Annotated in this window: 26 protein-coding genes and 1 pseudogene; 14 read left to right on the top strand and 13 right to left on the bottom strand. The window is 69.5% G+C overall.

The features are described 5' to 3' along the window. Positions 1-2: 2 nt before the first annotated feature. Positions 3-1,283: an MFS transporter gene (locus R8G01_13725; GenBank protein MDW3215057.1), complete on the top strand. Its 1,281-nt coding sequence runs from the start codon at positions 3-5 to the stop codon at positions 1,281-1,283. A gap of 30 nt (positions 1,284-1,313) precedes the next feature. Beyond that, positions 1,314-2,060, top strand: coding sequence for a VOC family protein (locus tag R8G01_13720; GenBank protein ID MDW3215056.1), 747 nt, complete (start codon positions 1,314-1,316; stop codon positions 2,058-2,060). A gap of 19 nt (positions 2,061-2,079) precedes the next feature. Here R8G01_13720 and R8G01_13715 read toward each other — a convergent pair whose 3' ends face one another. Together R8G01_13715 and R8G01_13710 are read right to left on the bottom strand one after the other, a co-directional pair. Further along, positions 2,080-3,600, bottom strand: a complete 1,521-nt coding sequence (locus R8G01_13715) for an aldehyde dehydrogenase family protein (protein ID MDW3215055.1) — start codon at positions 3,598-3,600, stop codon at positions 2,080-2,082. A 60-nt stretch (positions 3,601-3,660) separates the two neighbouring features. Next, positions 3,661-4,977, bottom strand: a complete 1,317-nt coding sequence (locus tag R8G01_13710; protein MDW3215054.1) for an aminotransferase class III-fold pyridoxal phosphate-dependent enzyme — start codon at positions 4,975-4,977, stop codon at positions 3,661-3,663. Between the two features lie 123 nt (positions 4,978-5,100). Between R8G01_13710 and R8G01_13705 the strand changes: the two genes are divergently transcribed. The 6 genes from R8G01_13705 (at position 5,101) to R8G01_13680 (ending at position 11,122) form a co-directional block, all read left to right on the top strand. Then, the gene (locus R8G01_13705) at positions 5,101-6,240 is read left to right on the top strand and encodes a hypothetical protein (GenBank protein MDW3215053.1); all 1,140 of its coding nucleotides are present in this window, start codon (positions 5,101-5,103) and stop codon (positions 6,238-6,240) included. A 27-nt stretch (positions 6,241-6,267) separates the two neighbouring features. After that, complete coding sequence (locus tag R8G01_13700) at positions 6,268-6,606, top strand: antibiotic biosynthesis monooxygenase (GenBank protein ID MDW3215052.1); 339 nt, start codon at positions 6,268-6,270, stop codon at positions 6,604-6,606. A gap of 134 nt (positions 6,607-6,740) precedes the next feature. Next, positions 6,741-7,991: an aspartate kinase gene (locus R8G01_13695; GenBank protein MDW3215051.1), complete on the top strand. Its 1,251-nt coding sequence runs from the start codon at positions 6,741-6,743 to the stop codon at positions 7,989-7,991. Positions 7,992-8,077: 86 nt separating this feature from the next. After that, a complete protein-coding gene (locus R8G01_13690; protein MDW3215050.1) occupies positions 8,078-8,902 on the top strand; it encodes a class I SAM-dependent methyltransferase in 825 nt (274 codons plus the stop codon). A 249-nt stretch (positions 8,903-9,151) separates the two neighbouring features. Continuing rightward, entirely contained in the window at positions 9,152-10,174 is a 1,023-nt protein-coding gene (locus tag R8G01_13685; GenBank protein ID MDW3215049.1) for an aspartate-semialdehyde dehydrogenase, read from the top strand. Between the two features lie 48 nt (positions 10,175-10,222). After that, positions 10,223-11,122: a L,D-transpeptidase family protein gene (locus tag R8G01_13680; protein ID MDW3215048.1), complete on the top strand. Its 900-nt coding sequence runs from the start codon at positions 10,223-10,225 to the stop codon at positions 11,120-11,122. A gap of 11 nt (positions 11,123-11,133) precedes the next feature. Here the strand turns inward: R8G01_13680 and R8G01_13675 are convergent, their stop codons facing one another. From R8G01_13675 to R8G01_13645, 7 genes are all read right to left on the bottom strand, one after another. Next, complete coding sequence (locus R8G01_13675; GenBank protein ID MDW3215047.1) at positions 11,134-13,089, bottom strand: hypothetical protein; 1,956 nt, start codon at positions 13,087-13,089, stop codon at positions 11,134-11,136. A gap of 82 nt (positions 13,090-13,171) precedes the next feature. Then, positions 13,172-13,630, bottom strand: coding sequence for a CYTH domain-containing protein (locus tag R8G01_13670; protein ID MDW3215046.1), 459 nt, complete (start codon positions 13,628-13,630; stop codon positions 13,172-13,174). Positions 13,631-13,646: 16 nt separating this feature from the next. After that, complete coding sequence (locus tag R8G01_13665; GenBank protein ID MDW3215045.1) at positions 13,647-13,949, bottom strand: hypothetical protein; 303 nt, start codon at positions 13,947-13,949, stop codon at positions 13,647-13,649. 4 nt (positions 13,950-13,953) lie between these two features. After that, the gene (locus R8G01_13660) at positions 13,954-15,471 is read right to left on the bottom strand and encodes an SPFH domain-containing protein (GenBank protein MDW3215044.1); all 1,518 of its coding nucleotides are present in this window, start codon (positions 15,469-15,471) and stop codon (positions 13,954-13,956) included. 97 nt (positions 15,472-15,568) lie between these two features. Further along, positions 15,569-16,063 (bottom strand): NfeD family protein, encoded by a 495-nt coding sequence (locus R8G01_13655; GenBank protein MDW3215043.1) that lies wholly within the window; start codon positions 16,061-16,063, stop codon positions 15,569-15,571. A 219-nt stretch (positions 16,064-16,282) separates the two neighbouring features. Continuing rightward, positions 16,283-16,561, bottom strand: coding sequence for a MazG nucleotide pyrophosphohydrolase domain-containing protein (locus R8G01_13650; GenBank protein ID MDW3215042.1), 279 nt, complete (start codon positions 16,559-16,561; stop codon positions 16,283-16,285). A gap of 24 nt (positions 16,562-16,585) precedes the next feature. Further along, the gene (locus R8G01_13645; protein MDW3215041.1) at positions 16,586-17,206 is read right to left on the bottom strand and encodes a nucleoside/nucleotide kinase family protein; all 621 of its coding nucleotides are present in this window, start codon (positions 17,204-17,206) and stop codon (positions 16,586-16,588) included. Positions 17,207-17,383: 177 nt separating this feature from the next. Here R8G01_13645 and R8G01_13640 point away from each other — a divergent pair. The 3 genes and pseudogenes from R8G01_13640 (at position 17,384) to R8G01_13630 (ending at position 19,228) form a co-directional block, all read left to right on the top strand. Then, positions 17,384-17,737 (top strand): annotated as a pseudogene (locus tag R8G01_13640) (glutathione peroxidase). Next, complete coding sequence (locus R8G01_13635) at positions 17,734-18,318, top strand: class I SAM-dependent methyltransferase (protein ID MDW3215040.1); 585 nt, start codon at positions 17,734-17,736, stop codon at positions 18,316-18,318. Before R8G01_13640 ends, R8G01_13635 begins: the two are co-directional and overlap by 4 nt. A gap of 49 nt (positions 18,319-18,367) precedes the next feature. Next, positions 18,368-19,228 (top strand): alpha/beta hydrolase, encoded by an 861-nt coding sequence (locus R8G01_13630; GenBank protein MDW3215039.1) that lies wholly within the window; start codon positions 18,368-18,370, stop codon positions 19,226-19,228. A 52-nt stretch (positions 19,229-19,280) separates the two neighbouring features. On the opposite strand, the gene thpR is transcribed toward R8G01_13630, so the two are convergent. Together thpR and R8G01_13620 are read right to left on the bottom strand one after the other, a co-directional pair. Continuing rightward, positions 19,281-19,778 carry an RNA 2',3'-cyclic phosphodiesterase gene (gene thpR, locus R8G01_13625; GenBank protein ID MDW3215038.1) on the bottom strand — a complete coding sequence of 166 codons (498 nt, stop codon included), beginning with the start codon at positions 19,776-19,778 and terminating at the stop codon, positions 19,281-19,283. Further along, the gene (locus R8G01_13620; GenBank protein MDW3215037.1) at positions 19,775-21,223 is read right to left on the bottom strand and encodes an amidase; all 1,449 of its coding nucleotides are present in this window, start codon (positions 21,221-21,223) and stop codon (positions 19,775-19,777) included. Before R8G01_13620 ends, thpR begins: the two co-directional genes overlap by 4 nt. Before the next feature lie 149 nt (positions 21,224-21,372). On the opposite strand from R8G01_13620, the gene R8G01_13615 reads away from it, so the two are divergent. Continuing rightward, positions 21,373-21,666: a DUF1971 domain-containing protein gene (locus tag R8G01_13615; GenBank protein MDW3215036.1), complete on the top strand. Its 294-nt coding sequence runs from the start codon at positions 21,373-21,375 to the stop codon at positions 21,664-21,666. Then, positions 21,663-21,941, top strand: a complete 279-nt coding sequence (locus tag R8G01_13610) for a GlsB/YeaQ/YmgE family stress response membrane protein (protein ID MDW3215035.1) — start codon at positions 21,663-21,665, stop codon at positions 21,939-21,941. Before R8G01_13615 ends, R8G01_13610 begins: the two co-directional genes overlap by 4 nt. Before the next feature lie 351 nt (positions 21,942-22,292). Here R8G01_13610 and R8G01_13605 read toward each other — a convergent pair whose 3' ends face one another. Both R8G01_13605 and R8G01_13600 read right to left on the bottom strand, forming a co-directional pair. Beyond that, the gene (locus tag R8G01_13605) at positions 22,293-23,066 is read right to left on the bottom strand and encodes an exodeoxyribonuclease III (GenBank protein ID MDW3215034.1); all 774 of its coding nucleotides are present in this window, start codon (positions 23,064-23,066) and stop codon (positions 22,293-22,295) included. Between the two features lies 1 nt (position 23,067). After that, a complete protein-coding gene (locus R8G01_13600) occupies positions 23,068-23,916 on the bottom strand; it encodes an SMP-30/gluconolactonase/LRE family protein (protein ID MDW3215033.1) in 849 nt (282 codons plus the stop codon). Between the two features lie 60 nt (positions 23,917-23,976). Here R8G01_13600 and R8G01_13595 point away from each other — a divergent pair, with 60 nt between their 5' ends. Further along, positions 23,977-24,447 (top strand): pyridoxamine 5'-phosphate oxidase family protein, encoded by a 471-nt coding sequence (locus R8G01_13595; protein MDW3215032.1) that lies wholly within the window; start codon positions 23,977-23,979, stop codon positions 24,445-24,447. Positions 24,448-24,470 lie beyond the last annotated feature (23 nt).

Below are 24,470 nucleotides of genomic sequence, written 5' to 3'. Positions count from 1 at the left end.
CGGTGTCCGCACCCACCTCCGAGCGACCTGACCGCACGATCGACGCCGATGCGGAGCACGGGTTCGGCGCACTGCTGACCGACCGGGTGTTCGCTCCGTTCTTCTTCGCCAACTCGCTGTCGAGCACCGGCAACTGGTTCCAGAACGTGGCCGCCGGGATCGTCGTGTACGACCTCACCGGATCGAACACGGCGGTCGGCGCCGTGTCGATCGTGCAGTTCATGTTCACGCTGCTGCTCACCCCGTGGATGGGCGGCGTGACCGACCGGATCAACCGGCAGCGGATGCTGTTCGCGGGCCAGGCGATCGCGTTCGTCGGCGCGACGTCGCTCGCGATCGTCGTGTTCACGGTCGGGATCGACGGGCTCCCCGGGCCGTGGCCGATCTATCTCGCGACCGGCGTGATCGGTCTCGGCGCGGCCGTGATCCTCCCGTCGCTCCAGGCGATCGTGCCCGCCCTCGTGCGCCCGCGCGACCTCGATCGGGCGATCGCGCTCAACTCGATGACGTTCAACATCGCGCGGGCGATCGGTCCGATCGCGGCCGGTTCCGTGATCGCCGCCGTCGGCGCGAAATGGGCGTTCGGCATCAACGCCGTCAGCTACCTGCCGCTGCTCGTCGTGCTCGTGCTCATCACACCGCGCGGCGACGTCGAGCCGGCCGAACGACCCACCGACGGCGCCGGGTCGGTCCGCGTCGGTCTCGACTGGATTCGCGAGCGGCCATCCGTCGTGGCGGTGCTCGCCGCGACCCTGGCCGTCGGGTGGACGTCCGATCCGTTCAGCACGCTGATGCCCGCACTCGCCGACGACCTCGGCGGCGGCGACGCCACCGTCGGGTTGCTCGTCGGAGCGTTCGGGCTCGGCGCCGCGCTCACGGCACCCACGTCCGACCGCATCCGACGGCGGGTCGGGCGATCCAGCGTGATCCCTCTCGGCCTCGTGGTCACCTCGATCGGACTCACCGTGACCGCGGCGGCACCGGTGACCGCCGTCGCGCTCATCGGCGCCGCGGTCTCGGGGTCCGGGTTCCTGCTCGGCGTGACCGGGACCAACGCCGAACTGCAGAAGGCGATGCCCGAGGCGCTCCGTGGACGTGTGATGGCGTGGTGGTCGGTCGCGTTCCTCGGGTGTCGGCCGCTCGCGGCGCTCGTCGACGGTGGGATCGCCGACCTGGTGGGCGTCCGCGCGGCGATCGGCGTGGCGGCGACGGTCGCAGTGGTAGCGGCCGCCGCCACGATGCTGGTCGGCGATCGCGGGCTGTCGACCGGGTCCGACGACTGAGCGGGTTCCCGACCGTGCCACGCTGGGCGGATGATCCGCTGGACGACCGTGTTCCTCGACCGCCCGGCCGACGGGTTCGCCGCCGCAACCGAGTTCTGGTCGACGGTCACCGACACGACACCGTCGCCGACTCGCGGTGAACACGACGAGTTCGCCACGCTGCTGCCGGCGAGCGCCGACGCCTGCCTCCGCATCCAACGGACGCTCGACGGCTCGGCCGGTTCGCACATCGACCTGCACGTCGACGACGTCGGCGCGAGCACGAACGCAGCGACCGACCTCGGTGCCACCGTCGTCGAGGATCACGACACAATGGTCGTCGTGCGCTCGCCGGGCGGGTTGACGTTCTGTCTCGTCGCCCATGACGGCGAGCACGAACGCCCCACGCCGGTCGGTGCGCCCGGTGCGCGCACACTCGTCGATCAGGTCAGCATCGACGTCGCGCCCGACCGCTTCGACCGCGAGTGCCGGTTCTGGGCCGAGCTGACCGGCTGGACGCTCCGGCCCGGGGCCGAACCCGAGTACGCGGTGCTCGAGCGACCCGCAGGCCAGCCGTTCCGGTTCCTGCTCCAGCGGCGAGGCGCGGGCGACGCCGGGAGGCCCACCGCGTGCCACCTCGACCTGGCGTGCGACGACATCCCGACCGCGGTCGCCGCGCACGTCGCGCTCGGAGCGAGCGTCGTCGCCCCGTTCCGATGGTGGACGGTGATGACCGACCCGGCCGGCGTCGAGTACTGCCTGACGTGCCGCGACCCGGACACCGGCGTGCCCGGCTGAACCGAGCGAGCCGACGGCGTCAGTCGATGTCGAAGCTGACGCCCTGCGCGAGGGGGAGTTCGGTCGAGTAGTTGATCGTGTTCGTCTGACGGCGCATGTAGCCCTTCCAGGCGTCGCTGCCCGACTCGCGTCCGCCGCCGGTCTCCTTCTCGCCACCGAAGGCGCCACCGATCTCGGCGCCCGACGGGCCGATGTTGACGTTGGCGATGCCGCAGTCGCTCCCGGCCGCACCGATGAAGGTCTCGGCCTCGCGGAGGTCGGTCGTGAAGATCGACGACGCCAAGCCTTGCGGCACGCCGTTGTGCAACTCGATCGCCTCGTCGAGGTCGTCGTAGACCATCGAGTACAGGATCGGCGCGAACGTCTCGGCCCGCACCACGTCGGTCTGGCCGGGCATCGTGACGATCGCCGGACGGGCGTAGTAGGCGTCGGGCGCCTCGTCGGCCAGTGCGCGTTCGCCGCCGGCGACGATCGTGCCTCCGTCGGCCGTGGCCGTCTGCAGCGACTGCTGCATGCGATCGAACGAGGAGGCATCGACGAGCGGACCGACCAGGGTGCCCTCGGCCAAGGGGCTGCCGATGGGCAGGGATGAATAGGCCCGGCCGATCCGCTCGACGAGTTCGTCGTGCACCGAGCGGTGCACGATCAGCCGACGCAACGAGGTGCACCGCTGACCGGCCGTTCCGGCGGCGGAGAACACGATGCCGCGCAGCGTGAGATCGAGATCGGCCGACGGGGCGATGACCGCGGCGTTGTTGCCGCCCAGTTCGAGGATCGACCGTCCGAAGCGGGCTGCCACGACCGGCGCGACCTTGCGGCCCATCGCGGTGGAACCGGTTGCCGAGATGACCGGCACTCCCTCGTGTGCGACGAGCGCCTCACCGACCTCGACACCGCCGAGCACGACCTGCACGAGATCGGCCGGTGCGCCGACGTCGCCGACCGCCCGTTGGAGCAGCCCGTTGCACGCCAGCGCGGTGAGCGGGGTCTTGTCGCTCGGCTTCCAGATCACCGGGTCGCCGGCGACGAGCGCGAGCGTCGTGTTCCACGACCACACCGCGACCGGGAAGTTGAACGCGCTGATGACGCCGACCGGCCCCATCGGATGCCAGCTCTCCATCAGCCGGTGGCCTGGGCGCTCGGACGCGATCGTCAACCCGTGCAACTGTCGCGACAGCCCCACCGCGAAGTCGCAGATGTCGATCATCTCCTGCACCTCGCCGAGGCCCTCGGAGCGGATCTTGCCGGCCTCGATCGAGACGAGCTCACCGAGGTCGGCCTTGTGCTCGCGGAGCAGTTCGCCGAGGCGACGAACCACGTTGCCGCGCACCGGCGCCGGCGTGGTGCGCCACGTGCGGAACGCAGCGGTGGCACGCTCGACGGCGTCGTCGACGTCGCGGGACGCGCCGGCTGACCCGAGCGAGCCGCCGGTGATCGGGGTGCGCGCCGTCTGGTCGCCGGATCCGACGTCGGCGCCGCAGGCGGCCAACAGCCGGGTCGTGTGTTCGACCAGTTGGTCGGTGGTGGGGAGTGTGCTCATCGAATGGTCTCCATGTGTCCGGAACATCACGAGTTGTGCCTGGCACAACTCGTGATGGGGTCAGGGGCGGTTGGTGGTCAGAGCCTCGCACGCGTCGGCGACGATCGCGAGGGCGATGTCGGCCTGCTCCTCGGTGATCACCAGCGGGGGAGCGAAGCGGAAGCCGCGCTTGCCGCAGGTCAGGCCGAGCAGACCGCGCTCGAAGCAGGCCGCTTCGAGGGCGACCGCGGTGTCGTGGTCGGGCAGGTCGAAGCCGACCATCAGCCCGCGGCCACGTACGCCGGTGATCAGCGGCTGGCGCTCGGACAGTTCGCGCAGACCGGCGAGCAGTTGTTCGCCGCGGGCGGTCGCGTTGGTCATCAGTTCGCGCTCGACGACGTCGATCGTGGCGAGCGCTGCCGCGCAGGCGACGGGGTTGCCGCCGAAGGTGGAGCCGTGCTTGCCGGGCGCCCACTCCATGATCGAGCCGCGGGCGATGATCGCCGAGAGCGGCAGGCCGCTGGCGAGGCCCTTGCCGGCGGTGATGATGTCGGGCACGACGCCGTCGTGCTCGCAGGCCCACATCGTGCCGGTGCGGCCAACGCCGGACTGGACCTCGTCCATCACGAGCAGGATGCCGTGCTCGTCGCACAGGTCGCGGAGATCCTGCAGCCAGCCGGCCGGCGGGACGATGTAGCCGCCTTCGCCCTGCACCGGCTCGACGAAGATCGCCGCGACGTCGCCCGGCTCGGTCATGTGCGTGAACAGCACGTTGCGGATGTAGTCGGCGCCAGTGACCTCGCCGTCGTGTGCGAACGGGGCGTGGTAGCTGCCGGGCGTGACGATCCCGAATCCGCTGCGGTACTTCGCCTTGGACGACGTGAGCGACAGGCTGCCGAGCGAACGACCGTGGAACGCGCCGTAGAAGGCGATCACGTTCGGGCGACCCGTGTGATGGCGGGCCAACTTGAGCGCACCTTCGACCGCCTCGGTGCCCGAGTTGGCCAGGAACACCTTGGCCGGGCCCATGCCGTCGGGCACCGAATCGGCCAGCCGCTCGCACAGTTCGGCGTGGACCGGGTGGTAGAAGTCGGACGAGCAGTAGTGCAGGCACGCGTCGACCTGCCGGTGCACGGCCGCCATGACCTCGGGGTGAGCGTGGCCGGTCGCGTTGACGCCGATGCCGGCGTTGAAGTCGAGGAAGCGGTTGCCGTCGACGTCCTCGATGATCGCACCCTCGCCGCGAGCGACGACGAGCGGGTAGACGCGGGTGAGCGACGGACTGCTCACCGCCTCGTCCTGATCGATCACGACCTGCGCCTTGGGGCCTGGCAGCTCGGTGATGATGTGCGGCACGGCGTCGCCGGCCGTTCCGATGGGCGTCTCGAGCGTCGTCATGCGCCCATTCTGACAGAGATGTTCCATCCTGTCACCAGCGTGGAACAAATCGACCGGAGAGTGGTCGAGGTGCCGTCCGATGTCGCCGTCGGTGCGGCGGCGGCCCGAACTACGGTGCAACGAATGAGGACTTCGTCACGTTCGGTCCGAGCCGCTGCCGTCGCATCCGGGGTCGCCGCCATGTTGGTGTCGGCCGCCTGCGGCGGGTCGACGGAGGTGTCGTCATCGACGGTCTCGACGACCTCGCCACCTGCCACGACCGCGCCCCCGACCACCGTGGTCGACACGACGGTGCCGCCGACCACCGAGCCCCCGCCCACCACCGCGCCCCCGACGACCGCGCCGGCAACCACCCAGCCGCCGGCCACCACCGAGCCGCCGGCCACGACCGCCCCGCCGACCACCGAACCGGCGAACCCCACGCCGGCGACGGCGTTCGTCAGCGCCGACGAGGCGCTGCTCGAGGTCGATGCCGCCACGGGCGAGACGATCCGGGTGCTCCAGGAATTCTTCAGCGGTGAGGGCGTGTTCCGCGGTGGTCTGCGGCTCAGCCCCGACGGCGCCACGATTTGGTTCAGCGAAGGGTACGAAGACGGCTGGTACGGCTGCGAGACCTCGATCGGGAGCTTCGGCCGGATCGACGCCGCGACCGGTGAGGTCGAGGTGCTGGGTGTCGGCGGTGGTGTCGAGCCGTCGCCCAACGGCGAGTTGATCTCCTACGTCACGTCGAGCCTGTGCCTGCCCGACCCCGAACAGCCCGATTTCTGGGTCCTGACGCCACCCGACCGTGTCGTCGTGCGGATGCTCGAGACGGGCGAGGAGCGGGAGTTCGTCACCGACACGCCCCCCGAGGACTACGCGTCGCCCAGCATGGTGCTCGGCGCCGGGTTCAGCCCGAGCGGTGGTCTCCTCGTGTTGCTCGGCGACGGGCGGCTGATCAACGTCGACATCGACGGCTCGGGCGTCATCCAGGATCATCCCGTCGCATTGCCGGAGGTGGTCGGCGGCCCGATCGCCGCCACGGCCGACGCACTGATCACCGTCGACTTCGGCGACGAAGGCAGCACCGACGCCTACTCGATCGACCCGGCGTCGGGTGAGGCGACGCTGATCGCGTCCGCCGGCGCCTACATGGCGGTCGGCGTGTCGTCCGACGACCAGATCGTCGTGTCGTCGTTCGAGCCGGTGACGGTCGCGCCCGGCGCCGCCGTCACCGTGATCGAGCTCCCCGACGACCCGTTCGTCTACGACATCGACTGGTGACGATCGGCGGCCTCTAGCCTCGATGGCATGTCCGTCGTGAAGATCAATGCCATCGAGATCCCCGAAGGTGCCGGGCCCGAGCTCGAGCAGCGGTTCGCCGCCCGCGCCGGGATGGTCGACCAGGAACCCGGGTTCGAGGAGTTCATGCTGCTCCGCCCGACCGCCGGCGACGACCGCTACTTCGTGCTGACCCGCTGGGAGTCCGAAGAGGCGTTCCAGAACTGGCGCAGCGGCCAGGCGTTCCAGCACCAGCACCGCGAGACCCACGACGACGAGGGCAAGGGCGACGCCAAGCCGCAGCATCCCGTGGCGACGGGCGCCAGCCTGCTCGAGTTCGACGTCGTCTCGCTCACCCAGGCGAAGTAGTCCCCCCGCCTCTCCGCCGGCTCCCTGACGAGCGGTTCGGATCAGCTCTGCCTTCGGGCGCGCCGTCCGGAACAGGAATTCCTCTTCCGAACAGGTGTCGTGACGGTCGCGGTGGCCTCGTAGGCTCGTCGACCGTGGCTCTGATCGTCCAGAAGTACGGCGGCACCTCGGTGGCCGATCCCGACCGGATTCGCGCCTGCGCGGACAACGTCGCGATCACCAAGAAGCGCGGCAACGACGTCATCGTCGTCGTGTCCGCGATGGGCAAGGCGACCGACAACCTGATCGCGCTCGCCGATTCGGTCGCCAAGCACCAGTCCGGCCGCGAGATGGACATGCTGCTCACGACCGGCGAACGCCAGACCGCGGCGCTGATGACCATGGCGCTGCAGGATCGAGGCATCGACGCCGTCAGCTACACCGGCAGCCAGGTCGGCATCATCACCGACACCGCCCATCGCAAGGCCAAGATCGTCGAGGTCAAGGGCGACCGGGTGCGAGCATCGCTCGCCGAGGGCAAGGTCTGCGTGATCGCCGGCTTCCAGGGGGTCAGCACCGACAAGGAGATCACCACGATGGGTCGCGGTGCCTCCGACCTCACGGCGTCGGCGCTCGCCCAGGCGATGCAGGCCGACGCCTGCGAGATCTACACCGACGTCACCGGTGTGTTCACCGCCGACCCGCGCATCGTCCCGCAAGCCCGCAAGCTCGCCAAGGTGCACTTCGACGAGATGCTCGAGATGGCCGGTGCCGGTTCGAAGGTGCTCGCGCTGCGCTCGGTCGAGTTCGCCCGCAACCATGATGTCCCACTCCACGTGCGCTCCGCCTTCACCTGGGAGCAGGGCACGTGGGTCACCAACGAGGAGCCCTCCGTGGAAGATCCAATCATCTCCGGCGTCGTCACCGACATGACCGAGGCCAAGGTCACCGTGCTCGGCGTGCCCGACAAGCCGGGCATCTCCGCCGCCCTCTTCGAACCGCTCGCCGACGCCAACGTCAACGTCGACATGATCGTGCAGAACACCTCGACCGACGGCACGACCGACATCAGCTTCACGATGCCGATGGCCGACCTGGCCCAGGCCGAGACGATCGTCCAGCAGATCGCGTCGGAGATCGGCGCCACCGCCGTGACCCACGACGACGACATCGCGAAGGTCTCGCTCGTCGGCGCCGGCATGAAGTCGTCGCCCGGCATCGCCGCGAAGATGTTCCGGGTGCTCGCCGACGAAGACGTCAACATCCAGATGATCTCCACGTCGACGATCCGGGTGTCGGTGATCCTGCCCGCCGCCGACATGGAGCGCGCCGCCCGCGCCCTGCACACGGCGTTCGGTCTCGATTCCGGAGCGGCGTACTCGGCGCCCCTGCCCGAGCGCACGTGATCGGCCGCCGCCGATGATCGTCGACCCGGTGCCGATTCCGGTCGGCCGTTGAACGAACACCCTCGTCATCTGGCACAATTGCACTGATGCGCCGCCGGAGTCAGCTCGTTCCCTGGAAGGTGGCCGGACGCGTGTCCGAGCGCATGGCGAGCGGCGACGATGTCGTACGCGAGACCGGGTGGGTCTTCAACAACGCGACCGGTGATCAACTGACGCTCGCCGAGTTCGTGGCGACCGGCGACGACGAGGTCCCGGCGTACCTCGAGACCTTCGGTCTGCGCGGTGAGCACACGCAGCAGCAGACGATCGTCGAGATCGGTGCCGGCATCGGTCGGATGACGTGTGCGTTCACCCGCGAGTTCGGTCACGTGATCGCCTGCGACCTCGACCAGGGCTTCCTCGAACGATGCCACGAGACCGTCGCCCGCTTCGGCAAGCGCGACCGGCTGCGCACGCTCGAGGTCGCCGATGGTCGCACCCTGTCGCTGCCGCCCAACAGCGCCGACCTCGCGTTCAGCTACATCACGCTGCAGCACTGCAACGAAGACGACGCGCTCGAGCTGGCGTCCGAGGCCGTGCGTGTCGTGCGACCAGGCGGCAAGATCGCCCTCAACTTCCGTGGACCGGCGATGTCCGACTCGCTGGTCGTCCCCGCCGGAGCGGTGGTGCGCAGCATGTACCGCCTGCCCAAGGTCGGCGACTGGCTGTCGCGCCAGCGGATGGTGACGCGCCTCGCGTGGCAGGCATCGCGGCTGCACCCCGACCAGGTCACCGGTCCGCTCTCGCCGCAGCTCACCGGTATCGAGGTCTGGACCAACCCGAAGAGCAAGCTGTCGGCGTACGGCGCCAACATGCGCACCTTCGAAGGCATCAACCCCCATCACTGGTGGCTCATCGCCACCGTGACCTGAGTCCGTCGAGCTCACTCGCTTCCCCCCGTTCGCTCGAATCTGATCTGAGCGGCTTCGCCGCGCCCAACTCTGGTCGGCCTCACGTCGAGTCGGCCGACGGTGGAGGGGGATCGCAAGCGCCCCCTGCACACCACTCCCACCGGGCTGTTGCGGGCTCGGACAGTGCGTCTGAGCATCCGGACCGAAACACGTGAGCGGCCTCGAAACGTGGGGGGTCGGGTGGAACGGGGCGGCGTTAGCCTGTGCACCATGCGTGTTGGCATTGTCGGTGCAACGGGGCAGGTCGGTGGCGTGATGCGCCGCCTGCTCGAAGAACGTGACTTCCCGATCGACGAGATCAGGTACTTCTCGTCGGCCCGGTCCGCCGGGACGACCCTGTCGTGGAAGGGCACCGACATCACGGTCGAAGATGCCGAGACGGCCGACCCGACCGGTCTCGACATCGCCCTGTTCTCGGCCGGCGCCACCGGCTCGCGGGCGCTGGCACCCAAGTTCGCCGCCGCCGGTGCGATCGTGATCGACAATTCGTCGGCATTCCGCATGGATCCCGACGTTCCGCTGATCGTCAGCGAGGTCAACGGCCACCTGATCCGCGAGACGCCCAAGGGCATCATCGCCAACCCGAACTGCACCACCATGGCGGCGATGCCGGTGCTCAAGCCTCTCCACGACGCGGCAGGCCTCACCCGCATCATCGCGGCCACGTACCAGGCGGTGTCCGGTGGCGGCCTCGCCGGCGTCGACGAACTCGACAAGCAGGCCCGCCAGGTGGTCGACCGGGCGGCCGAGCTGACGCATGACGGGTCTGCCGTGGCGTTCCCGGCCCCGGAGAAGTTCGCCAGGCCGATCGCGTTCAACGTGCTCCCGATGGCCGGCTCGATCGTCGACGACGGCAGCTTCGAGACCGACGAAGAGCAGAAGCTCCGCAACGAGAGCCGCAAGATCCTCGACATCCCCGGTCTGCTCGTGTCGGGCACCTGCGTGCGCGTCCCGGTGTTCACCGGTCACTCGCTGTCGCTCAACCTCGAGTTCGCGAACCCCATCTCGGTCGCCCAGGCGACCGACATCCTCGGCGACGCTCCGGGCGTCGTGCTCAGCGACATCCCGACGCCGCTCGAGGCGGCCGGACAGGATCCGTCGTACGTCGGCCGGATCCGCAATGATCCGGGCGCACCCGAGGGTCGCGGCCTGGCGCTGTTCGTCAGCAACGACAACCTCCGCAAGGGCGCAGCGCTCAACACGATCCAGATCGCCGAGCTCTTCGTCGCCTGACGTCGGTCGAGCCGACACCGCTCGCTCCGTTCCGTAGAATCGCCATCGATGTCGCGTTCGTACCCGATCCTCGCTGCCGCCCTCGTCGGCGTGGTCGGCCTGGCCGGCATCGCGCACGTGGCGTCAGGTGACGACGCCGGTACCGACCTCGCCGCGTTCGATCCGGTCGAGGCGGCTGACCTGGACGCCGTCACCGCCGCGGACACCGATACCGACACCGCCGCACTCGCCGACGGCGTGCGTGACGAACCCGATCTCGAGCCGACCGTGGTGATCGACCCGGACTGCACGCTGTCGGTTCGTCTCGAACTCGGCGACGAGCACGACGAGGTCGCATGTCTCGAGTCGCAGTTGATCGCCGCCGGTGTCCTGGTCGGCGCGGCGCCCGACGCAACGTTCGACGACGCGACCGACGCCGCGGTCCGAACCTTCCAGGCGCGCAACGGACTCGTCGTCGACGGCGTCGTCGGCCCACAGACGGCGACCCAGATCGGCGCCTGGGTCGGGCCCGATGTGCTGCCGCCCGACCCGGCCACGTGCCCGGCCACGGGCCGGTCGGCGGTGGTCGACCGGTTCAACCAGCGGGCATGGCTGTGCGAGTCCGGAGACATCACCGAGGTAATGCCGATGACCAGCGCGCTCTCACAGCCCGATCCGGGCACCTACGAGGTGTACGCCAAGGACATGAACGCCTCGTCGACGCTCAGCGGCGAGTACTCCGAGATGACGCACTTCGTGGCGTTCACCTACGGCAAGTACCAGGGCGCGCGGATCGCGTTCCACAGCATCCCCACGTACTCGAGCGGCGAGTACGTGCAGCCGCTCGACAGCGTCGGCACCGCCGAACTCCACGGTGACTCGTCCGGGTGCATCCGCGTGCTCCCCGACGACGCCGAGCTGATCTGGAACTGGCTCGACATCGGCGACACCGTCACCGTCGTCACCTGAGCGGAGCGACCTCAGGGTGTCAGACCCGACCACCAACCGGGGAAGTCGGGGTTGATCACCGCGGGGTCGTCGTTGCCGGTCAGCCGTGCGACCGCGGCGAGGATGTCGGTTTCCATGTCCCAACCGACCGAGTTCGTCTCCTCGTAGTGGTCCTCGGCCTCCTCGAAGGCCTGGCCGTATCGGCACGACCCGGCGATCGCCTCGGCGGCAGGGCCGTAGTTCGCAAGGAGCGACGGGTCCTCGGTCACCGCCTTGCACGTGGCGCCGGCGACCGCGTCGGGGTACTCGATCAGCCCGTTGTCGTACAGGAACTGGCACGTGCCGTCGCCGGCGAGGTCATCGGCGACGCAGTAGACGCGGTAGTCGGACAGCGGCACGGCGTACCCCATCTCGTCGTTGCCGAGCCCGACCCATCGGTACTCGTCGTCCATCCGGTTCTTCACGAAGCCGGACGGCTGATTGGCCTCGCCGAACGCGTGCAGCGACGGATCGTCGAGATGCCACGCTTCCGGGGTGCTCAGGTAGTCGGCCGGTAGGCCGATCGTCGACTCGGGTCCGACCTCGGCGGGCAGCCACATCATGCCGACCGGCCCGATCTCGAGGTAGGCCACTTCCGAACGGGCGTGGTCGCCGGCCCGGATCTCGCCGAGCAGCGGGTCGGTCTCGACGGCCAGCCCGTCGGGCACGCACGTGTCGGCCGTCTTCGGGCCGAGCGGCGGGCAGTGGTAGAGGTCGCCGAGGGTGTGGCCGAGCGATGCGTACCCGTTGTCGCCGACGACCGAGAGCAGCCGGAACCCGATGTTCGACATGCGGGTGTAGATCGGCTCGACCGTGTAGTCGATCGAGGGGTCGGTGATCGGTTCGGCCGACTCGAGTGCGTCGAGCGCCGCCGTGGCCAGTTCGCGACCGACGAGGTACGTGCGGCGGAAGTTGCGTTCGGTGAAGCTCGAGGCGCCCATCGGCGGTTCTGCACCGGCGGGTGCGGTGAGACCGTTGCCGAGCGGCGCGTCGTCGGTGACCTCCCAGACCGTCGCGCCGAGCGGGGTGATCAGGTCGCCGATCGCACCGTTGATGAACAGCGTCTCGCCGCCGATCTCGTCGGAGACGATCCGATTCGCCCACCCGGGGAAGTCGCCCGTGAAGTAGCGGTCGCCGGCGCTGCAGTCGCTGCCCTCGAGGCCGAGCACGACGCAGTCGTCGGCGATCGCGCTCACCGGCGGGTCCCAGAAGAGGGTGACCTCCGGGTGGTTCGCCCAGAACATCAGCGTCGCGATCGTGTCGCCGTTGGTGGCGGTCGCTCGGAGCACGCCGAGCGTCGGGTCGAGCACCTGGACGTCACGCGAGTCGCGCAGACCGAACCAGTGCTCGGTCTCGGCGACGTCGAGGCGAGCCGGGCGAACGTCGTCGATCGCGTCGACGACCGCGTCGGCGGTCTGCTCGATCATGAAGTCGTACCACTCGTGGTTGACGTCGAAGGCCGTGTCGGGGCCGTGGTGGTTGTGATCGGCATGGATCGCGATGTCGAGTCGGTCGAAGACCGCCGGGCTGACGCGTTCGGCCACGGCGGCGCGGATCGCCTCGGCGTCGTTGCGGAAGATCATGTAGAGATTGGCGGCGACGACGACGGTCGTGTGTTTGCCGCGCTGCTCCTGGAACGCGACGGCGGTGACGCGCATGTCGTCGTGGACCCAGTACGACTCGGGCTCGCCGTTGCCGACCGCGACCCGCCCCTGATCCCAGTTCGGCACGAGCAGGCCGGGGGAGTAGGGATCGGTGGGATCGGGGTCGACGTCGTCGAGGTAGTCGTGCGAACCGTCCACGGTCGGGAGCACGGATCGCGAGGCGGCCCCGACCTTGACGATCGGCGGCCCGCCCTTCGGTCCGTTGCCGTTGCCTCCCGGTGCGGCCATCACGGGTGTGGCGAGCAGTGCGGTCGCCGCGGCGAGCGCGAGTGCGCGTTTCAACATGTCGGAACCCCCCAGGTTCGTGATCGTCGCCCACCCTAGGTGGGGCGACGACGAGCCCGACGAGTCGGACCCCGTTCCGGGGCTACTCGTCGTCGGGCCAGCCGGCGCGGGCGAGCGCTGCGTTGGTGTAGCGGCCGTCGTCGGTGACCTCGCGGCCGAACCAGGCCGGTGGTTCGAATGCAGCGGCGTCGTCGGTGTCGAACTCGACCTCGACGAGCCGGCGGCCGGCGAGCGGCCCGGCGAACAGATCGAGTTCGGCGATCAGCCCATCGGCCAGCGGGATCAGGTGGCGATGCTTCTCGATCCGGAGGTCGTTCGCGACGTCCCAGAGCGCGTCGAACTCGTCGTCCGTGATCGACCGTTCGATCTCGGTCCTGGCCAGCCCGGTGCCGGTCTTGATCGTGAGTGTGCAGGCGGTGTCACGGCGCCGGACACGGACCGCTGCCGGCATCGTCATCAGGTAGCCCTGCACGATCCGCGACCCGTCGGGGAGCGCCTCGGGAACCTCGCGGACCAGGAACCGTCGTTCGCGTTCGATCACCGGATCACCACACCGGTCAGGAACGGCGACCGATCGGCTCGGCCGCGGAGCGTGCGGCGTGCCGCCGTTCCCAGATCGACTCGACCACGTACATGCCGACCGCGAACCCGACCACGCCGCCGGCGACCAGCCGCCACCCCCCGGCGTCGGAACGCCCGAAGATCAGCCAGGCGACGAGCACGCCGGCCGCGGTGCACAGCAGCGCCGATGCCCGCCACGGCCCGGAGGGCATCTTCGGACGCGTGCGTTCGCGACCGGTCCACCGCTTGAATCCTCGGCGACCGAAGAAGTAGCCGACGAGAAAGTCGTTACCGGCCATGAGCTCACACCTCGATCACGTCGTCGGACGGATCGCCGCTGTCGCCGTTGCGGCCGGCGTTGGCGGCGAGACCCTGGAACATCTGGGCGAGGTCGACCCCGAGCAGGTCGCTCGCGAGCTGCAGCCCCTGGGTGACGTTCTGTGCTGCATTCTTGGTGATCTGGCTCGCTCCGTCGGTCGAGATGACGGTCATCTTGTCGACGTTGCCCAGCGGTGCCGCTGCCTCGTGGACGAGCTTGGGGAGCATGTCGGCCAGCAGGTCGAGGATCGCGGCCTGGCCGTACTGCTCGTAGGCCGTCGCCTTCTTCTCCATGGCGGTCGCCTCGGCGTCGCCACGAGCGAGGATCGATGCCGCCTCGGCGTCACCTTCCAACCTGAGTGCCTCGGCGGCGGCGACACGGCGGGCACGGTCGGCGGCACCCTGCGCGTTGCCCTCGAGTTCGAGCGCCTTCGCCAACTCTTCGCGGCGCTGGCGTTCGCCGGCGCCGACGAGTCGGTCCTCTTCGGCGTGGGCCTGCGCCGCTTCGATCGAGGCGATGCGGTTGGCCTCGGCCTCACGGACCTTCTTGGTCTTCTCGGCTTCGGCCTTCTGCTCGACGGCGTAGCGCTCGGCGTCGGCCGGCTTGCGGACCTCGGTGTCGAGCTCGCGCTCCTTGAGCGCTGCCATGCGCTCGGCCACGAGTTCCTGCGCCTGGATGACCTCCTGGTCCTTGGCGGCCTTGGCGATCGGGCCGGCCGCCCGGGCTTGGGCCGCCGCGGCGTCGGTCTCGGCGAGGATCGATGCCTTGCGCAGTTCGAGTTCGCGGTTGGCGATCGCGATCTCCTCCTCCGCTTTGATCCGGGCCTGCTCGGACTCGCGGCGCGACCTGGCCTCGGCCACCGATGCTTCCATCTCGGCCCGAGCGGCCTCGGGCCGACCGAGGTCCTGGAGGTAGTTGCCCTCGGTCTTGATGTCCTGGAGCTGGAACGTGTCGAGCACGAGCCCCTGGTTGGTCAGCGACGACTCGGCTTCCTCGGCGACCTCACGGGCGAACGCGGCGCGGTCCTTGACGATCTCCTCGACCGACAGGCGGCCGACGATCGCACGGAGCGAACCGGCGAGGACCTCCTGGGTGAACGGTTCGATCTCGTTCTGCTGTCCGAGGAACCGCTGGGCAGATGCCCGCACCGCGTCTTCGGTGCCGCCCACCTTGACGATCGCGACACCCTCGAGCGAGCACTTGATGCCCTGGGCCGACACGGCCGACCCGACCGAGATCGCGATCTGGCGCGACGAGAGATCGAGGATCGCGAGCTTCTGGACGACCGGCAGCACGAAGGTGCTGGCACCCATGACGACCTTCTGGCCCGAGAGGTCGGTCGAGATGCGACCGGTCTCCGGGTTGGTGACCGCCTTGCCCTTGCGGCCCGTGACGATGAACGCCTCGTTCGGACCGGCGACTTTGAACCGACTCGCGACGAGCACGACGATCGAGACCGCGAGCGCGGCGACCACGATGAGGAAGACGAGGATGGGATTCATGACGTCCTTTCTGAACGACGGGGTGTCGCTGAGCGACGATGTGTCGCCGAACGGCGGTGTGTCGCCGACGGTCGATCGACGGGTGGGGAGATGCGGGTCACGCCCAGAACTCGGCTTCGGACTGTACGCGCACTTTGGTGGGCGACTCGACGCCGACCACGACGACCGGCACGCCGGTCGCGAGGTCGGTGTCGGCGGTCGCCGTGTACTTCGTCGAGGCGCCGCCGAGTGCGACCAGCACTTCACCGATGCCGTCGGCACGCACGGGCGTGACGACGCGACCGGTCTGCCCGATCAGCGAGGCCGTGGTCGGTGTGCCGTCGGTGGGTTGGTTGACGAGCGCGTCGGTGAGCTTGAACGTGAACGCGGCGAAGATCGCGCCCCCGCCGGCAGCGATGACGATCGCGACGAGTCCGGGGAGGTCGACGCCGCTGCCGGCGAACCAGCCGAACAGCCCGAACGCGGTGAGGAACGACCCGATGACGGGGCCGGAGATGAAGTCGAGATCGGGGACCAACCCGTCGATCACGTCGTCGAACAACAGCGACGACAGCAACAACACCGCCCCGACGATGCCGATGACGATGAACATGCTCAGATCATGCCATCCCCGGGTGGGGGCACAACCCCGTTTGATGTCAGTCCCGAATTACCGGCCGACATCGTTCCGAAATAGAACAGCGTTCTCCCTGCTCAGGGCGGTGGTGGATGCTCGACCCCGCACGATCTCGGCCGGTTCGAGTGCCGGTTCGGCAGGCGCCGGGCCGGTCGACGTCCGAAACGCGTCGGGCGCATCTCCAACCGCGCAGCCTCAACACGCGCAGGGGATCGCCTGGCACTTGGGGCAGCCGTGTGCGTAGCGCTGCATGACCGACGTGAGGTCGACGTCGAGCTGGTTGGCGAGGCTGGCGACCCAGGCGAGCACGTCGCTGAACTCGTGCTCGATCTGGTCGGGCGTGCCCTTGCGGATCGCCTGGGCGAGTTCACCGAACTCCTCGGCGAGCCAGGCGATGCTGTACGACAACTCGCGGCCGCGATCGCGCGAGCCGTACGTGCGCTCGATGACGTCTTGCAGCTCGGCGAGTTCCATGTCGTGACGGTAGCCCGACGTCCGTCACCACCAGGGAGTTCGCCAGTCGGGCGGCAGCGGTAGCGCCAGCCGTCCGTCCTCGGAGCGGATGATCACGTCGGCGGTGTTCATCTTCGTGCGGATGAGTCGGGCGTTCGGCTCGTCGACCGAGCGAACCCACTCCGCCGTCTCGTCCGCCGAGCGTCCGTGTCGGATGTGGCGCCCGATCAATCGGACGATCCGGGTCGGGTACGTGCAGTCGACGTACCAGCACTCGTCGAGCAGTGGACGGACGCGTTCCCAACCGTCGGCGTCGTGGAGCAGGTAGTTGCCCTCGGTGATCACGGTGGTGTGACGCGGTTCGACGGCGATGGCGTTCGCGATCGACGCTTCGATCCGGCGATCGAAGCGCGGGGCGTACACGGTGTCGGTCGTGTCGGCGGCGATCCGGCCGAGCAGCGTGACGTAGCCGTCGACGTCGAACGTGTCGGGCGCGCCCTTGCGGTCGGAGCGATCGAGGCGGCGGAGCTGTTCGTCGGCGAGGTGGAAGCCGTCCATCGGGACGAGCACGTGCGTGTCGGGGTGCTCGGCGACCAGTCCGGCCGCGAGTGTCGATTTGCCGGCGCCGGGGCAGCCGGCGATCCCGATGATCCGTCGCGGACCCACACCATCAGTCTGACGGAACCGGTTCGCTCCGGAGCAACGCGGCCTAGGGTTGGGGCCATGTCAGCGATTCACGATCTCCAGATGAAGAGCATCACCGGCGAGCAGGTCGACTTCGACCGGTTCCGCGACCAGGTGCTGCTCATCGTCAACGTCGCCAGCGCTTGAGGCCTCACTCCTCAGTACGCAGGTCTGCGTGCGCTTCATCATCAGTTCGACGACGTCCAGGTGCTCGGCTTCCCGTGTAACCAGTTCGGCGGTCAGGAGCCGGGAACCGACGACGAGATCCTCGAGTTCGTCACGTCGAAGTTCGACGTGGATTTCCCGATGTTCTCCAAGATCGACGTCAACGGCGACGGTGCAGCCGAGCTGTACCGGATCCTCAAGTCCGAGCAACCCGGTGACGGTGACAGCTCCGACATCACGTGGAACTTCGAGAAGTTCCTCGTCGACAAGTCGGGCACCGTCGTGCGCCGATTCCCCCCGCAGACCACGCCCGACGAGGTGGCGGCGGTCATCCCCGACCACTTGTGAGCGACCCGACCTCGCGCTGGAACTCCGAGCGCACGGTGCAGCGGGGTGCCGACTACGACGAGCGGTGGGCCAGGATGGCAGCCGCCGGGCGGTCGGTCCACGGTGAGGTCGACTTCGTGTGTCGCTACGAGCCGGAGTCGGTGCTCGACGCCGGTTGTGGCACGGGGCGGGTCGCGATCGAACTCGCCGCCCGCGGCGTCGACGCGGTCGGTGTCGACCTCGACGTCGCGATGCTCGCCGAGGCGCGGGCGAAAGCGCCGTCGCTGACCTGGGTCGACGGCAGCGTCGAGACGGTCGCCCTCGGTCGCGGGTTCGACGTCGTGGTCATGGCCGGCAACGTGATGATCTTCGTCCAGCCCGGTACCGAGACCGCCGTGGTCGCCAACCTCGCGGGCCACCTCGAGCCCGAGGGCGTGCTGATCTCCGGCTTCCAGTTGGGGCGAGCGTACGACCTCGAGCGTTACGACGCCGACTGCTCGGCGGCCGGTCTGGTGCTGGTCGAACGGTTCGCCACCTGGGACGGCACGCCGTTCGTCGCCGGCGGCGACTACGCCGTCAGCGTGCACCGCCGCCCCGGTTGAGGTGTCGACCCGTCGTGGATCGCGAGCTGCGCCTAGCTTGCGGGATGTGATGGCGATCGAACCCCGAACGGTGAAGCTGCCCGGAGCCGGCCTGTCGTTGGCGGCCGACCTGTACGGCGACGAGACCGACCCACCGGTGGTGCTCCTGCACGGCGGCGGCCAGACCCGCCACGCGTGGGGAGGCGCCGCTGCCGCGTTCGCGGCGTCGGGTCGTTTCGCGATCTCGATCGACCTGCGCGGGCACGGGCACAGCGACTGGTCGCCCGACGGCCTCTACGGGATGACGCAGTTCGCTGCCGACGTCCACGCGTTGGCGGCCGGCCTGGGCCGCCGGCCGGCGCTCGTCGGGGCGTCGCTGGGTGGCCTGGCGTCGCTCGTGGCGGTCGGCGAAGCGAGCGCACCGGTCGCGACGGCGCTCGTGCTGGTCGACGTCGCGCCGAGGATCGAGGTCGAGGGTCGGGTGAAGATCCAGTCGTTCATGCGGGCCGGGATGCGCGGCTTCGACACGCTGGAAGAGGCGGCCGATTCGGTCTCGGCGTTCATCCCGCACCGACCACGGCCGAAGGACCTGTCGGGTCTCGAGAAGAACCTGCGTCGCCGTGGCGACGGACGCTGGTACTGGCACTGGGACCCGCGCTGGCTCGGCAACAACGAGGGCGTCGACGGTCAGAGCGGCCTGGTCCACCACGACCGGATGTGCGCGGCGGCCCGGCGGGTCACGGTGCCGACGATGCTGGTGCGCGGCCGCATGAGCGACATCGTGAGCGACGAGAGCGTCCGTGAACTCCGTGAACTGGTTCCCCATGCCGAGGTCGTCGACGTCGCCGACGCCGGTCACATGGTTGCCGGCGACAAGAACGACGTCTTCAACTCGGCCGTGATCGACTTCGTCGGACGCGTCGAGTCCTGACGGCGTCGGTCGCCGACCGGTGCTCGATCGTCATCAGGGAGCGGGTTCGAGGTCAGCGTGGCGTGGTCGAGAACGTCGCCAGCGTCGAATAGACGGCTCCGGTGGGTTGGAGATCGCTCGCCACCAGCGCGACCTCGGCGATCGTGAACGTACCGAGAACCGGCGCCTCGACGATGGTCGACGGCCCCCCTCGCCGGGTCCGCGCGATCGTGATGTGGCCGCGGAACGGGCGTGGGTCGTGTTGGCCGATCGCGGCCGTCGCCGACCGGACCGCTGCGGCGAGCGGATCGACACCGGCGACGGGCACGACGATCTGTCGGCCGTCGAGCCGCTCGACCGATGGCCCGAGCGTCGCGGTCGCGACCGGCAATGTCGCGGTGCTCAGGAGGTCGGTCGCCGCTCGTGGATCGACGTCGCCGAGGAACCGGAGCGTGATGTGCAGGTTCCGATCGGGCACACGACGAATGTCCGGCGCGACCGGCCAGTCGAGCGACGAGAGCTGCTCGACCGTCTCGGCGTCGGGCCACGCGGCGACGAACAGACGGGTCACGCGAGCGCGAGTGCCGGCTTGGGGCAGCCCCCGGCGAGCTTGGCGATCAGTGCCGCGGCGCGCAGGGTCGTGCGGTCGTGGAGGTACGGACCGACGATCTGGACGCCGATCGGCAAACCGTCGCTGCCGAGTCCGGCGGGTACGACGGTCGCCGGCAGCATCCCGGCGCCGGCCGGGCCGGTCCAACCGAACAGGTCGAGGTACGGCCGGTCGACGCCGTCGATGTCGACGGTGCGGTCCCACTGCGGCATCGAGTGGTCGTGGGGGATGGCACCACGCGGCTGGACCGGCATCAGGATGATGTCGAACCGCTCGAAGAACTCACGCCAGCGCTCGCGGATCTGGAGCCGCCGTTCGTTGTGGGCGAGCCACTCGCGGTGGCGCATCGCCGTCGAGCGAGCCGCGCGTTCGGCGGCGCTGTCGCCCGCGGTGGCGGCGAGCCGATCGAGTTCGCCGGGTGGGGTGCCACCGGCCAGCGCCGCCATGAGGAGATCGCGGAACACGCCGTCGATCTTCTCGAGCGTAAACCCCGGTCGGGCCTCGGTGTCGACCCGTCCACCGGCGGCCTCGATCTGACCGACGAGATGCTCGAGCACGGTTCGGGTGGACGCATCGACCGGGCAGTGGTCGTCGTCGAGCCACGCGCCGATCCGGAGCTGGTCGAGCGCCTCGCCTCGGGGCGGCGGCAGTTCGATCCGCCAGGCCGGAGCGTTCCAACGATCGGGCCCGACGAGCACGTCGAGCGCGAGTTCGAGGTCGCGGACCGACCGCGACATGGGCCCGGCGACCGCGAGGTCGGCCTGCGACAGGGTCCCGGGCATGCCGGGGATCTGACCGTGCGCCGCCACGATCCCGTAGCTCGGCTTGTGACCCGACACGCCCGAGTAGTGGGCCGGCACTCGGATCGAACCGCCGATGTCGGAGCCCAGTTCGAGCGAGGTGAATCCCATCGCGAGCGCTGCCGCCGAGCCGCCGGACGATCCGCCGGGCGTCCGGGCGAGATCGTGCGGGTTGTTGGTGGTGCCGTACACCTCGTTGAAGCTCTGGATGTCGCCGGCGTAGATCGGCAGGTTCGACTTGGCGAACGGGATGGCCCCGGCGGCGCGGAGGCGGGCGACGGGTGCGGCGTCCTCGGTCGGGACGAAGTCGGCGAGTTCGGGCGCTCCCGACGTGGTGACACACCCCACGGTCTGGAACGAGTCCTTGATCGTGATCGGCACGCCGTGCAGCGGCCCGACGTCGTGGCCGGCCGCGACCGCTGCATCGGCGGAGCGGGCGGCCTCGCGGGCACGCTCGACGTCCCAGTGGACGATCGCGTTGACCGGGCCGTCGAGGCGTTCGATGCGCGCGATCTGGTGCTCCAGTGCCTCGGCCGCCGACACCTCGCGCCCGCGGATCGCGGCAGCGAGATCGGTGGCCGACCACCAATGCAAGTCCGTCGTCATGGGCGCCCCCTGCGTCGCTGATCGTCGGTGGTGCTCCGACGTTGCGGCGACATTAGCGCTCGGGCACCGTCGGCCCATGTCCCGATGGGGGTACGGTCGGACGACGGAGGACCGGGACCGATGATGTGCGTTGAACGAGAGCGAACACGATGACCGCCGATCTCCCCGCCGGACTCGTGCTGGCACGGACGACCGACGAGTTCGACGAGAACTCCGTTCCCGCCGGGCTCCTGCGCGACCACCGGGTCGCGGCGGGCGTGTGGGGTCGGTTGCTGGTGCGGTCGGGCGCGCTGCGGTTCGGATTCGGTGACGACGCCGAGTTCGGCGTCACCGAGGGCGGATCGGTCGTGATCCCGCCCGAGCAGGTGCACCACGTCGCGCTCGTCGGGCCGGTGCGGTTCGTCGTCGAGTTCCACCGACCGGCGGATACCGTGGCCACATGAGTCTGGTCGGATGGATCGTCGTCGGGTTGCTCGCCGGATGGCTGGCCCGCTGGATCGTCAAGGACGATCGTGCGGGGTGCATCTACACGATGATCGTCGGTGTGGTCGGAGCGATCGTGGGTGGGTGGCTGATGGCCACCATCGACGAGGAGGGAGTCGACGAGTTCTCGATCCGCAGCATCCTCGTCGCCGCGGTCGGCGCCGTGGTGTTCCTGCTGGTGCTCCAGGCGATCGCCGGTCTCGGCCCCCGTCGGTCCGGTTCACGCCGCCGCTGACCCGCCCGAAGACAGCCTGGGCGCCGGCGACGCCGGTGGCCGACCGCGCACCCCACGTCGGCAGGGCGTGTCGCGGTTCTGTGCGTGTGGGCCCTGAAGCCGCGACACGGCCTCGAGTGCAGGCCGGGTCTGTGGGGCCGTGTCGCGGTCTTGTGCGTGTGGGGCCCGATTTCGCGACACGGTTCCGGGTCAAGGATGGGGCGGGCCAGGGTTGGCGACACGGTCCCGATGGAAGCGTGCCGCGGCAGGGCGTGGCGCGGTTCTGTGCGTGGAGGGCACAGACTCGCGACATGGCTTCCGGTGGAGGACGGGCTCGGGTGACCGGGCGGGTCGGCGTTGTGGGCGACGGCGTCAGGTGAGGTCGACGACGACCGGGGCGTGGTCGCTGCTGCGAGTGCGCCCGCGTTCGTCGGTGTCGATCCAGGCGTCGCGCACCCGGGCGGCCACCGCGCGGCCGGCGAGGACGAGGTCGATCCGCATCCCGCGATTCCGGCTGAACTGTTCCGCGGCGTGGTTCCACCAGGTGTACACGCCGGGGTCAGGGTGCCGGTCGCGCACGACGTCGTGGAGCCCGGCGTCGATCAGCGCAGCGAGCGCGGCGCGTTCCTCCGGCGTGGCGTGGTTGCGGTTCCGCCAGCGTTTCGGGTCGTACACGTCGATGTCGGCCCGCTGCACGTTCATGTCACCGGCGACGATCGTCGGCACGGTCGCGTCGACCACGGTGCGGAGGTGGCGCAGCCAGGCCACCTTGGCCTCCCAATGTGGTGTGTACGCCTTGCGGCCGTTCGGCACGTACACGTTGTGCACCCGCACGCCCGCGCACGTGGCGGCGAGCAGACGGGCCTCTCCGAACGCGCCGTCGCGACGGTCAGCGAACCCGACGGACACGTCGCCGAGCCCGCACCGGCTGAGGATCGCGACCCCGTTGTAGTGGTTGGTGCCGTGGTGCACGAATTCGTGTCCGAGTGTCGTGAGACGACCTGCGATCTCGGGAGTGTCGAACATCGCGTCGGTGCACTTGGTCTCCTGCAACAGCAGCACGTCGGGTTCGTGTCGCTCGATCCAGGCGACGACGGCGTCGACCCGGGTGCGGATCGAGTTGACGTTCCAGGTGGCGAGCCGCACGCTACGGGCGACCGGCGTGGGCGTGTTCGACCGTGCGCGTGTAGATCGCCCCGGCGGCCTTGCCGGCGCTCTCGTCGGGATGCGAACCGGGTGAGCACAGCGCGAACAGGGTGCGGCCGTCGTCGCCGCCGAGCATGCACGCGAACGTCGGCATCGGTGTGGCGATGCGATCGGTGACGTTGCCGCCCTCCTCGACGCGCACGACCTGTGAACCGAGCGCGTCGCTGAACCAGATCCCACCGGCGTCGTCGAGGGCGCAGCCGTCGGGTGCGGTGCCGGGGATCTCGGCCCACTGCCGGCGGTCGGTCAGCGTGCCGTCGTCGTGCATCGTGAACGCGATGTAGTTCCCGCCGAACGACTGGCCGACGATCAACGTGGTGTCGTCGGGCGTGATGACCGCACCGTTCGGGAACGCCATGTCGGGTGCCGCCACCGCTACCGATCCGTCGGGGCGGACGACGGCGAGGTCGGCCGGGGCGAACGACGCGAGCGCTTCGAGATCGAACCCGAAGTTGCCCACGAACGCGTTGCCGTGACGATCGACGATCAGGTCGTTGCAGTGGTGGGTGGCGATCGACGAGAGGTCGGCGTACTCGACCAACCGCCCGTCGCCCCGGTCGCACATCACACGGCGGCTGGTCATGAACACGACGAGGAACGTGCCGTCGGGCAACCAGCCCATCCCCGAAGGTCGGTCGTCGAGTCCGTCGTACACCGCCGTGCGCTCGCCGTCGGCGCTCACCCGGTACACCGCACGCTGGTGGAAATCGGAGTACCAGAGTGCGCCGTCGCGCCAGCGCGGCCCCTCCCCGAAATCGACCCCGTCCACCAACAGCGACCACTCGTCCATGCGCCGAACCTACGTCGTGGTCGCGGTTGAGGCGCTGCCGAGCCGGGTATCGCCAAGCCCATGAGCGACGAACCATTGACCATCGACGAGTTGCGCGAACGGGTCGAGGAGGTCCGGATCGTGATGGCGACCACCATCGACGAGCACGGTCTGCTGTCGTCCCGTCCACTCACGGTGCAGCGCATCGACGAGAACGGCGACGTGTACTTCATCGTCGGCCGCGAGGCCGACTGGGCGATCGGCGGACAGGCGATGAACGTCTCGCTCGTCGACGATGGCCGCACCTGGATCTCGGTCGTCGGCCGCGCCGAGTACGTCGAGGGCACCTCACTGCTGAGCGACCTGTGGGACGAGATGACCGACACGTACTTCCCCGACGGACCGGAGAGCGCCGTGGCGCTCCAGGTGCACGCCGACCGGTGGGAGTACTGGACGGCCCCGAACAAGCTCGCCCAGATGGCCGGGATGGCGAAGGCGTTCCTGATGGACTCGCCGCCCGACGTCGGCGAGAGCGGCACCGTCGACACCTGACGGTTCGACCCGACGACGCACCG

The sequence above is a fragment of the Ilumatobacteraceae bacterium genome, assembly GCA_033344875.1.
GTDB lineage: Bacteria > Actinomycetota > Acidimicrobiia > Acidimicrobiales > Ilumatobacteraceae > Ilumatobacter.
The sequence above is the reverse complement of the archived record's forward strand: the minus strand, read 5'-3'. Positions and strand labels throughout refer to the sequence as shown.

Coding starts and splice junctions, on each gene's coding strand:
- R8G01_13690 (MDW3215050.1), top strand. CDS start 8,078: ATGCGCCGCCGGAGTCAGCTCGTTCCCTGGAAGGTGGCCGGACGCGTG.
- R8G01_13620 (MDW3215037.1), bottom strand. CDS start 21,223: ATGACGACGGACTTGCATTGGTGGTCGGCCACCGATCTCGCTGCCGCG.
- R8G01_13600 (MDW3215033.1), bottom strand. CDS start 23,916: ATGGACGAGTGGTCGCTGTTGGTGGACGGGGTCGATTTCGGGGAGGGG.
- R8G01_13675 (MDW3215047.1), bottom strand. CDS start 13,089: ATGTTGAAACGCGCACTCGCGCTCGCCGCGGCGACCGCACTGCTCGCC.
- R8G01_13655 (MDW3215043.1), bottom strand. CDS start 16,063: ATGTTCATCGTCATCGGCATCGTCGGGGCGGTGTTGTTGCTGTCGTCG.
- R8G01_13615 (MDW3215036.1), top strand. CDS start 21,373: ATGACCGCCGATCTCCCCGCCGGACTCGTGCTGGCACGGACGACCGAC.
- R8G01_13680 (MDW3215048.1), top strand. CDS start 10,223: ATGTCGCGTTCGTACCCGATCCTCGCTGCCGCCCTCGTCGGCGTGGTC.
- R8G01_13710 (MDW3215054.1), bottom strand. CDS start 4,977: ATGACGACGCTCGAGACGCCCATCGGAACGGCCGGCGACGCCGTGCCG.
- R8G01_13685 (MDW3215049.1), top strand. CDS start 9,152: ATGCGTGTTGGCATTGTCGGTGCAACGGGGCAGGTCGGTGGCGTGATG.
- R8G01_13705 (MDW3215053.1), top strand. CDS start 5,101: ATGAGGACTTCGTCACGTTCGGTCCGAGCCGCTGCCGTCGCATCCGGG.
- R8G01_13630 (MDW3215039.1), top strand. CDS start 18,368: ATGGCGATCGAACCCCGAACGGTGAAGCTGCCCGGAGCCGGCCTGTCG.
- R8G01_13660 (MDW3215044.1), bottom strand. CDS start 15,471: ATGAATCCCATCCTCGTCTTCCTCATCGTGGTCGCCGCGCTCGCGGTC.
- R8G01_13720 (MDW3215056.1), top strand. CDS start 1,314: ATGATCCGCTGGACGACCGTGTTCCTCGACCGCCCGGCCGACGGGTTC.
- R8G01_13715 (MDW3215055.1), bottom strand. CDS start 3,600: ATGAGCACACTCCCCACCACCGACCAACTGGTCGAACACACGACCCGG.
- R8G01_13650 (MDW3215042.1), bottom strand. CDS start 16,561: ATGGAACTCGCCGAGCTGCAAGACGTCATCGAGCGCACGTACGGCTCG.
- R8G01_13595 (MDW3215032.1), top strand. CDS start 23,977: ATGAGCGACGAACCATTGACCATCGACGAGTTGCGCGAACGGGTCGAG.
- R8G01_13610 (MDW3215035.1), top strand. CDS start 21,663: ATGAGTCTGGTCGGATGGATCGTCGTCGGGTTGCTCGCCGGATGGCTG.
- R8G01_13665 (MDW3215045.1), bottom strand. CDS start 13,949: ATGGCCGGTAACGACTTTCTCGTCGGCTACTTCTTCGGTCGCCGAGGA.
- R8G01_13700 (MDW3215052.1), top strand. CDS start 6,268: ATGTCCGTCGTGAAGATCAATGCCATCGAGATCCCCGAAGGTGCCGGG.